Here is a 6,272-nt window from a genome sequence, read left to right as displayed (position 1 = left end):
GCCCTGGGCTAGTCCGTTATGTGCATATCTGCCATTCCTGTTTGCGCTGACCGTCAACACGCCGGACGAAGGACACCGAGATGACCTCCACTCCGCTCATCCCCACCACCGCGACCTCGTCGGCGGCCACCGCGGCGGCGCCGCGGCCGTCGGGCGCGTCGGTGGTGACCAGGGGCGACACCACCGGCGAGGCGACACCGACGCTGCGGGCCTTCGACAACCCGCCGCAGGTCGCGGCGCGCGGAACGGTGATCGTCGTCGCGGGCCGGGGGGAGCATCCCGGCGTCTACGAGCGGTTCGGCACCCGGATCGCGGCCGACGGCTACCGGGTGCGCGTGGTCGGTGACCCCTCGCGGGGTGAGGAGGCGGCCGCGACGGTCACCGCGGACGTCCGCTCGTTGCTCGCCGACCCCGACCTGCCGGCGCCGCGGGTCCTCGCCGGTTCGGACGCCGGCGCCGCCTTCGCCGCCGCGCTGACCGCGACCGGCGCGGTCGACATCGACGCGCTGCTGCTCGTCGGCCTGCCCACCGCCGACTCGGCCGACCCAGCCGACTCGGCCCCGTCCGACCAGGCCCGGGCCCAGGAGCGGGGCGCGGCGGCGCCGGACGGCCAGGGCGCACCGGGCTGGACGGCGGAACTCGAGGTGCGCACGGCGTGCCCGGCCCACCAAGCCCGTCTGGACGCCGACCCCGAGGTGCGTCGCGGCGCGCTGGAGCGGCCGGTGCCCGCGGCCTGGCTCGCCGACGGTGACCTGGCCGCGGTGACGGTCCCGGTCCTCGGGGTGCACGGCACGGCCGACCTGGTCAGTCCGCTACGCCGCCGCGCCGCGGGCGGAGCTGGTGACCATCGAAGGTGGCCGCCACGACGCGCTCAACGACGCCACCCACCGCAGCGCCGCCGCCGCGATCGTGCTGTTCCTCGAGCGGCTGCGGCTGGGCGCGGACCTGCCGACGATCGCCCGCTGGGCCTGACCCCACCCGCCCGCACCCGCGGCCGTCGGCCCCCGGTATCCGCTCCCAGCACCCGCACGCACGGAGGAACCATGCCTGTCGAGTTCATCAGCGCCGTCAACGTCAATCCGTCCAACGAGGTCAACCGGCTGGGTCTGACCGCCGTCGACCTGCCGTTCTTCCGGCGCTACGCCCGCACGCTCGACGAGTACGGCTTTGACTACACCCTGGTGCCCTACGGCTCGCCCGGGCATGACCCGTTCACCGTGGCCGCGGCCCTCACCCAGCACACCGAGCGGGTGCGTCCGATCGTCGCGCTGCGCCCGAACACGATGTTCCCGACGGTCGCCGCCAAGCAGCTGGCAACCCTCGACCAGCTCTCCGGCGGACGGGCCGTGGTGCACTTCATCGCCGGTGGCGACGACCACGAGCAGGCCCGCGAGGGCGACCGGCTGCCCAAGGAGCAGCGTTACGCCCGCCAGGCCGAGTACATCGACATCCTGCGCCGGGTGTGGACGTCGACCACCCCGTTCGACCACGCCGGCACCTACTACTCCTTCGAGGACTTCGTCTCGCTGGTCCGGCCGGTCAACGGCACCATCCCGGTGTCGGTGGGCGGGTCGTCCGCGGACGCCTACCGGGTCGGCGGCGCGCTCGGGGACATCTTCGGCCTGTGGGGCGAGCCGCTGCGCGAGACGCGGGAGCAGATCGACGCCGTCTACGAGCAGGCCCGCCTGGCCGGTCGCACCGACCGGCCGCGGATCTGGGTCACCTTCCGTCCGATCATCGCCGAGACCGAGGAACTGGCCTGGGAGAAGGCCCACCGCACCCTGGGCGTGCTGACGCAGACCGCCGGCGCGGCCGCCCAGTTCCTGCGCCGCAAGGGTCTCCCACCGGCCAACGTCGGCTCCCAGCGGCTGCTGGCCGCCGCCGAACGCGGCGAGGTCCACGACCGGGCGCTGTGGACGGCACCGGCGAAGGCCACCAACGCCGGGGGTGCCTCGACCGCGCTGGTCGGCACACCCGAGACGGTGGCCGCCGCGATCCTCGACTACATCGATCTCGGCGCCGACCTGATCTCGATCCGCGGCTACGACAACTACAACGACCTGGTCGACTACGGCCGCTATGTCCTGCCGCTGATCCGCCAGGAGCTCGCCCACCGGGAGGCCACCGGCCGCCGCGGTGAGGTCGTCTCCCTCGACGCCGGTCTCGACCAGCGTGAACTCGTGGCCGTCGGCGCCACCGGTGCCTCGGCATGACCGCCCCGACCGAGCTGGCCACGTCCATCCCGCAGCCCACCGCGCCCGCCGGGCCCGCGGGGGTCGAGCCGCTGCCGGCGATCGACATCTCCGACGAGGCCCTGGCCAGGGTCGGCGCGACCCTGGCCAGCACCGCCGAGAAGTACGACCGCAGCGGCGAGTTCCCGTGGGCCGGTGTCCAGGCGGTGCACGACGCGGGTCTGCTGCGGCTGGGTATCGACGCCCGCGCTACGGCGGTCAGGGCCTGTCGGCCACCGACAGCGTGCGGGTCTTCGAAGCGCTCGGCAAGGGCGACCCGTCCGTCGCGCTGATCTCGTCGATGACGGTGTTCCAGCACGTCATGCAGGGCCGGGCGCCGTTCTGGCCGGACGAGCTCTACCGCCGGGTCGTCGCCGACTCCCTGACCCGCCCGGTGCTGCTCAACGCGATCCGCGCCGAGCCGGAGCTGGGCGCGCCCGTGCGCGGCGGCCTGCCCGCGACGAAGATCCGACGCACCGCGGACGGCTGGGTGGTGCGGGGCCACAAGGGCTTCGCGACCAGCTCCGAAGGCCTGAGCTACCACCTGGTCTGGGTCGCCACCGAGGAGGACGACCCGCTGATCGGCCACGTCATCGTCCCGGCGGAGGCCGAGGGCATCGAGATCGTCCGCACCTGGGACCACTTCGGTCTGCGCGCCAGCAGCACCCACGACGTGCTCTACCACGACGTGGTGGTGCCCGAGTCGTACTTCCGCGGTGAGCGGCTGTCGGCGCAGGTCCCGCCGGACTCCACCTTCGCCGCGGTCGGACTCGGCGCGACCGCCCTGTACATCGGGGTGGCCCGGGCCGCGCAGGACTTCTTCCTGCGTTTCGCCCACGAGCGGGTCCCCACGGCGCTGGGCCGTCCCATCGCCACCACCGAAAGCATCCAGACGATCGCCGGGGAGATCGAGGCGCAGCTCACCGCCGCCGAGGAGATCGCCTTCGGGGTCGCCCGCCGGCTCGAGACAGGTGACCCGAGCGGTCTCGGGCGGGTCGTCGTCGCCAAGCCGCTGATCGCCCGCGCGGCGATCAGCGCCGTGCAGACCGCGGTCGCCGCCCTCGGCAACCCGGCCCTGACCCGACACAACCCGCTCGAGCGCCACCTGCGCGACGTCCACTGCGTGCGGGTGCACCCGCCGCAGGAGGACAGCGCGCTGCTCGCCGCCGGCCGGCGCACGCTGGCCGCCGCGGCACCCGAGACCCCCACCCCCTGAGCCCACCCGGACGGACCTGCCCCCGAAGCGCCCGTCCGGCGCACCACCGTTCGTCCCGCTGTCGTCCTACCGCGCGCAAGGAGCACCATCACATGAGCACGACACACCGTCACCGAACGAGACGGCGGCTGACCGCTGCCGCCGTTTCCGTCCCCGCGGCCGTGACCCTCGCGGCCTGCGGGAGCGGTGGTGGATCCGGGTCGGACGCCGCCGGCAGCGGCGGATCACAGGGGGACAAACCCGTCTCGGGTGGGCGACTCAAGCTCGCCTTCTGGAACGACCTGCAGGGCTGCATCGACCCGAACCAGGTGTACTGGATCGAGTCGCGCAGCCTGGACCGCAACATCGCCGACTCGCTGACCGACCAGGACCCGAAGACCGGCAAGATCGTCCCGTGGCTCGCCACCAGCTGGACGGTCAACCCGCAGGCCACCGAGTTCACCTTCAAGCTGCGCACCGACGCGACTTTCAGTGACGGCACCAAGCTGGACGCCGCCGCCGTGAAGACCACCTTCGACGGTCTGAAGGAACTCGGCCCCCGCTCCATCCTCGGCGTCACCTACCTGGCCGGCTACACCTCGACGACCGTGGTCGACCCGGCCACCGTCAAGGTCGACTTCGCCAAGCCCAACGCCGCGTTCCTGCAGGCCACCTCCACGACGACGCTGGCGATCCTGTCGCCGGCGACCTACAAGGAGACGCCGGAGGCCCGCTGCGCCGGCAAGGTCATCGGTTCGGGCGCGTTCACCCTCGACAGTTACACCACGGCCAAGTCGGCGAAGCTGACCCGCCGGGCCGGCTACGCCTGGCCGAGTTCGCTGGTCGCCAACAAGGGCGAGGCCCACCTGCAGGGCATCGACGTCTCCTACATCAGTGAGGACAGCGTCCGGGTCGGCAGCCTCACCGGCGGCAGCATCGACATCGCCTGGCCGCGCCAGCCGATCTCCGAGGCCGACCAGCAGGTCATCAAGGCCTCCGGCGCCACCATCGAGACCCGCGCCCTGCCCGGTATCTCCGGCCTGCTCACCCCGAACATCACCGGCGGGCGGCCGCTGGCCGACCTCGCCGTGCGCAAGGCCGTCCTGAAGGCCCTGGACCTGTCCAGCTACGCCAAGACCCTGTTCTGGGACGACTACCCGGCGGCCAAGAGCCCGCTGACCTCGAGCACCCCCTACTTCACCGACGAGTCCGCCAAGCTCACCCACGACCCGTCCGGCGCGGCGAAGCTGCTCGACGGTGCCGGCTGGACGCTCGGCTCCGACGGCTACCGGCACAAGGACGGCAAGAAGCTGAGCCTGACCTACCTCAGCCCGGCGCCGAGCCCCGGTGACCAGCTCATCCAGGACCAGCTCAAGAAGGTCGGCGTCGACCTGCAGATCAAGGTCGTCACCCAGGCGCAGTACACCCCGCTGGCCAACGCCGGCGAGTACGACCTGGCCGGCACCTACCTGACCCGGGCCGACCCGAGCGTGCTCGGCTCCTCCATCGACCAGGCCGCGACCAAGCAGTACTCCGCGAAGTACAGCCAGGACGCGGCGACCGCGGCGAAGGTCAGCGCGCTGTTCGCCACCGGCCAGTCCACCGTCGACCCGGAAAAGCGTGCCGCCGCCTACAAGGAGCTGCAGGACTACCTGATCGACAACGTGGTCACGGTCCCGCTCTACGACCGGCTGCAGACCGTCGGGGTGTCCAAGAAGGTGCACGGCTTCGCGTTCACCTCGGAGGCCTTCCTGCGGGCCAACGACATCTTCCTCAAGTAGGCAGCACCCGCTTCACCCGCTTCACCCGCTTCGTCTGGGCCGGCCGGTTCGCGTCACCGGGGCCGGCCGGCCCGTCCACCCGCACCGCACCCGACCGGAACCGAACAGGACCGGGAACCTGATGCCTCGCTACCTCGCCGGACGGCTCGCCCAGGCGCTGGCCGTGCTCTGGGCCGCCTACACGGTCGTCTTCGTCATCCTGCACGTGTTGCCGAGCGACCCGATCACCTTGCAGCTGTCCGCCGGCGGCGCCGACATCAGCCAGCTCACCCCCGAGCAGCTGCACATCCTCAAGGACCGTTACGACCTCAACGACCCGATCCTCGCGCAGTACCTCCACGGCCTGTGGAACGCCCTGCACCTGGACTTCGGCATGTCGCTGACGCAGAACGTCACCGTCGGCTCCCTGATCACCGACAAGATCGCGTCCACGTTGGAACTGACGCTGGTCTCCGTCCCGCTGATGGTCATCGGCGGCGTCGGGCTCGCCTACCTGACCAGCTACGTCCAGTGGCGCCCGGCGCGCACCCTGCTGGCCCGGCTGCCCGCCATCGGCGTGTCGCTGCCGCAGTTCTTCATCGGCCTGCTGCTCATCCAGGCCTTCTCCTTCTCGCTGCACTGGTTTCCCGCCACCGGCGAGGACAGCTGGCGCAGCCTCGTGCTGCCGGCGGTGACGCTGAGCCTGCTCGGCGCGTCGATGCTCGCCCAGCTGCTCATCCGCAGCTTCTCCGACACCTGGCGCGAGCCCTACATCACCACCGCCCGGGCCAAGGGCCTGTCCCGGGCCAGGGTGCAGCAGCGCCACGTGCTGCGCAACGCCGCCCTGCCGGCGCTGACCCTGCTGGGCATCCTGCTCGGCTACACGGTGACCAACGCGGTGGTCATCGAGTCGATCTTCTCCCGGGACGGCCTGGGCCAGCTCGCCGAACGGGCGGTCCTCGGCCAGGACGTGCCGCTCGTGCAGGCCATCGTGCTGATCGCCGCCGCCGGCTTCGTCCTGGTCAACCTGCTTGTCGATCTGCTGTACACGCTGCTCGACCCGCGCGTGGCCGCCGCCGCGCGGGC

The 6,272-nt window shown here is 72.1% G+C and carries 3 protein-coding genes and 1 pseudogene; all 4 read left to right on the top strand.

Features of this window, described 5'->3' with window-relative positions; translation table 11 throughout:
• Positions 1-1,043 precede the first annotated feature (1,043 nt).
• Complete coding sequence (locus tag G6R24_RS17190; RefSeq protein WP_163550245.1) at positions 1,044-2,213, top strand: LLM class flavin-dependent oxidoreductase; 1,170 nt, start codon at positions 1,044-1,046, stop codon at positions 2,211-2,213.
• Positions 2,210-3,447, top strand: a pseudogene (locus tag G6R24_RS17185) (acyl-CoA dehydrogenase family protein). The gene G6R24_RS17190 and the pseudogene G6R24_RS17185 overlap by 4 nt, the downstream one beginning before the upstream one ends.
• Before the next feature lie 92 nt (positions 3,448-3,539).
• Positions 3,540-5,207 (top strand): ABC transporter substrate-binding protein, encoded by a 1,668-nt coding sequence (locus G6R24_RS17180; protein ID WP_163550244.1) that lies wholly within the window; start codon positions 3,540-3,542, stop codon positions 5,205-5,207.
• A 121-nt stretch (positions 5,208-5,328) separates the two neighbouring features.
• Positions 5,329-6,272, top strand: a 944-nt coding sequence (locus G6R24_RS17175; RefSeq protein WP_163550243.1) for an ABC transporter permease, incomplete at its 3' end; no start/stop codon positions are given.

Origin of the sequence: Candidatus Frankia nodulisporulans (genome assembly GCF_902806475.1) — a bacterium.
In the GTDB taxonomy this organism is placed as follows: Bacteria; Actinomycetota; Actinomycetes; order Frankiales; family Frankiaceae; genus Frankia; species Frankia umida.
Note: the sequence above shows the minus strand (reverse complement) of the source record. Positions and strands in the feature narration are given on the sequence as shown.